At 69.1% G+C, this 3,141-nt stretch carries 2 protein-coding genes; both read right to left on the bottom strand.

The genetic code is table 11. The annotated features are described in order from the left end of the window. Nucleotides 1-20 precede the first annotated feature (20 nt). Nucleotides 21-905, bottom strand: a complete 885-nt coding sequence (gene htpX / locus DY157_RS11130) for a zinc metalloprotease HtpX (protein WP_115728715.1) — start codon at nt 903-905, stop codon at nt 21-23. A gap of 156 nt (nt 906-1,061) precedes the next feature. Continuing rightward, the gene (locus tag DY157_RS11135; RefSeq protein ID WP_115728716.1) at nt 1,062-2,561 is read right to left on the bottom strand and encodes an FAD-dependent oxidoreductase; all 1,500 of its coding nucleotides are present in this window, start codon (nt 2,559-2,561) and stop codon (nt 1,062-1,064) included. Nucleotides 2,562-3,141 lie beyond the last annotated feature (580 nt).

Below are 3,141 nucleotides of genomic sequence, written 5' to 3' on the forward strand. Positions count from 1 at the left end.
GGGGCGCCGGGGGTGCCGGCCTAGTAGCCGGCCATCTGCTCGAGGCGGGCGACGCGCTCGTCCATCGGCGGGTGCGTCGAGAACAGGTTCCGCACGCCAGAGCCGCGGAACGGATTCGCGATCATCATCGCCGCGACGTTCTGATTCGCCGGAGTCGCCGCCATCGGCCGATGATCCGTCACGGCCTCGAGCTTGCGCAGCGCCGACGCCAAAGCGAGCGGGTCCCCCGTGAGGGTGGAGCCGTCCTCGTCCGCATCGAACTCGCGCGTGCGCGACAGCGAGAACTGGATGAGCGTGGCCGCCAGCGGCGCGAGCAGCGCGATCGCCAGGGATCCGAGGAAGCCGAGGCCTCCCCCGCCTTCGTTATCGCGCGAGCGGCCGCCGCCGAAGAACATGAGGAACTGCGCGACCGAGGTGATGAGGCCCGCCATCGCCGCCGCCACCGACGACGTGAGGATGTCGCGGTTGTACACGTGCATGAGCTCATGGCCGAGGACCCCGCGGAGCTCGCGCTCGCCCAGGATCGCAAGGATCCCCTCCGTGCAGCACACGGCCGCATGCTCGGGGTCGCGGCCCGTCGCGAACGCGTTCGGGGTCTGCGTCGGAGCGATCCAGATCGACGGCATCGGCTGATCCGCCCTGGAGGCGAGCTCGCGCACGATCCGGTAGAGATCCGGGCGCTCCGCCTCCGACACCGGGTACGCGTTCATCGACCGCAGCGCCATCGACGCCGAATTCCAGTACGAGTACGCCGTCTGGCACAAGCCGATCGCCGCGAAGATCCAGATCCAGATCGAGCGGCCCGTGCCGTTCGCGATCAACCATCCGATCGCGAGGAGAAGCGCCCACATCCCGCCGAGCAGGGCGGCGGTCTTCAGACCGTTGTGATAGCTCCGATGAGTCATGACTGGAGCATATGGGCGTCTCCTGGATACCGCCTGGGAAAGCGCGAAGCACTCCCCTCTTCGGCACACCGCCCCGGCCTCGTGAATCGACGCCCGGAACGACGAAGGCGGGCGAACGCGCCCAGCGCCCGCCCGCCCCCAGTCGCGGCTGAGGAGTCAGGCCCTGCGGCCCGGGCCCGTGTAGTCGTCGAAGCGCTCGGGGGCCGTGGGCACGCCCATCTCGCCCATGTCGCCGATGAGATCGGCGCCGTCCTCGTGCTCGCCGCGCGAAATGTCCGTCATCGCCCGGCGCGACACGACCTTCACGCGCTCGCGCACGCCCCGGTCGTCCGGCAGCTCGCCGTACTCCGAGCCGAGCAGGCGCTCGTACGCGTCGAGCAGCTCCCAGCCCTGCCAGGTCGTGTACTCGACCCCGCGCTCGTCGAGGAGGGCGACCATCGCGTCGTGCCCGACGGCGCTCGTCTTCGCGTGCAGGCGCCCCTCGTTCGCATCCTCCACGAGGTGCGCGATCGTCTGCTGCGCATCCGACTTCGTCGAGCCGATGAGACCCACCGGGCCGCGCTTGATCCAGCCGGTCGCGTAGACGCCCGCGATCGCGTCCTCGACGCCCGACTCCGGGGTCGGGACGACGCGGCCCTCGACGTTCGGGACGACGTGGCGGCGCTCGTCGAAGGGAAGCCCCGGGATCGGCGAGGACGCGTAACCGACGGCCCGATACACCGCCTCGACCGGCCAGGTCGTGATGACGCCCGTCCCGCGGACACTGCCGTCGCCGGTGAGCTCCGTGCGCTCGGTGCGCAGGGCCTTCACGTGCCCGTGGTCGTCGGCGACGATCTCCACCGGCGCCTGGAAGAGATGGATGTGGATGCGGCGCGACGCCGTCCGATCCTCCGGGTCGACCGACGCGTAGTTCGTCAGGGTCTTCACCACCTGGCGCTGCTGGTTCGACTCGCGCAGGGCCCGCTCGGAGCCCTCGTCGAACTCGAAATCCTCCTCGTCGACGATGACGTCGACGTCCGGGACCTTGCCGAGCTCGCGCAGCTCGAGCGGCGTGAACTTCACCTGAGCGGGACCGCGGCGGCCGAACACGTGGACGTCCGTCACCGGGTTCTCCTTGAGACCGGCCGCGACGTTCGCCGGAACCTCCGTCACCATCATGTCCTCGGCGTGCTTCGCGAGGACGCGCGCGACGTCGAGCGCCACGTTGCCGACGCCCACGACCGCGACGTGCTGCGCCTCGAGCGGCCACGTCCGCGGGTAGTCCGGGTTGCCGTCGTACCAGGAGACGAAGTCGGCCGCGCCGTACGACTCCGGCAGATCGACGCCGGGGATGTTGAGGGGCGCATCGCGGTCCGCGCCCGTCGCGATGATCACCGCGTCGTAGTGGTCGCGCAGGTCCTCGATCGTCACATCGCGGCCGACCTCCACATTGCCGAGGAGGCGAATGTCCCCGCGCTGAAGGATCTTGTAAAGGGCGACGATGATCTGCTTGATCCGCGGGTGATCCGGCGCCACGCCGTAGCGCACGAGGCCGTAGGGCGCGGGCAGGCGCTCGAACAGGTCGATGTTCACCTCGAGGCCGGACTTCGACAGGATGTCGGAGGCGTAGATTCCAGCGGGACCTGCGCCGATCACGGCGACGTTGACAGCGGTCAACCTATTGCTCCTCTCGACTCCCCATCGCACTCGCCGACGGGGGCTCGCCCGATCGTCGCATCGGGCCCTCTTCGCTCGGGGTCGCGCGGCCGCCCGCCCGAACGCCGCTCCGGCGCCCCGGCGACCGCCCGCGCACTCACGGTCGTGGTCGTGCGGACGCTTACGCGCCCGCGCACGGGTCGATCCTATCCATCCGCCCGCGCGCGAGCTTCTTTCGAGACACGGGTCACCGGCGGCCCAGTGCTCCCACTGCTTGCTTCACCGCCCTTTCTCAGACATTCCGATTCGGAAACCGCCGCGAAGCAAGCAGCGGGAGCGTCCTCGTCGAGGAGAGCGAGCACCCCGAGGACCGCGGAAAACCGCGAAATCCTGCGGAAAACGATTCAAAAGCATGAAAACGGTGACAAACGATAACGGTTCCCCGAATCGCGCCCCGAACGCGCCCAGCGCCCGCTAGGTGTACTTCCTCGGGAGGTTGTGAACGGCGTGGTGAGGTGAAGGCCTCCTTGGCAGGATGTGGGTTACCACACTCGCAACCTGTACAAGGAGGCCTTCGTGACACACGCTCATGCACCGTTGA

It is taken from the genome of Actinomyces culturomici (assembly GCF_900499005.1).
Classification (GTDB): Bacteria; Actinomycetota; Actinomycetes; order Actinomycetales; family Actinomycetaceae; genus Pauljensenia; species Pauljensenia culturomici.

What these genes read in the sequence shown, in the direction of transcription:
- htpX (WP_115728715.1), bottom strand. Translation starts at nt 905, where the DNA reads ATGACTCATCGGAGCTATCACAACGGTCTGAAGACCGCCGCCCTGCTC.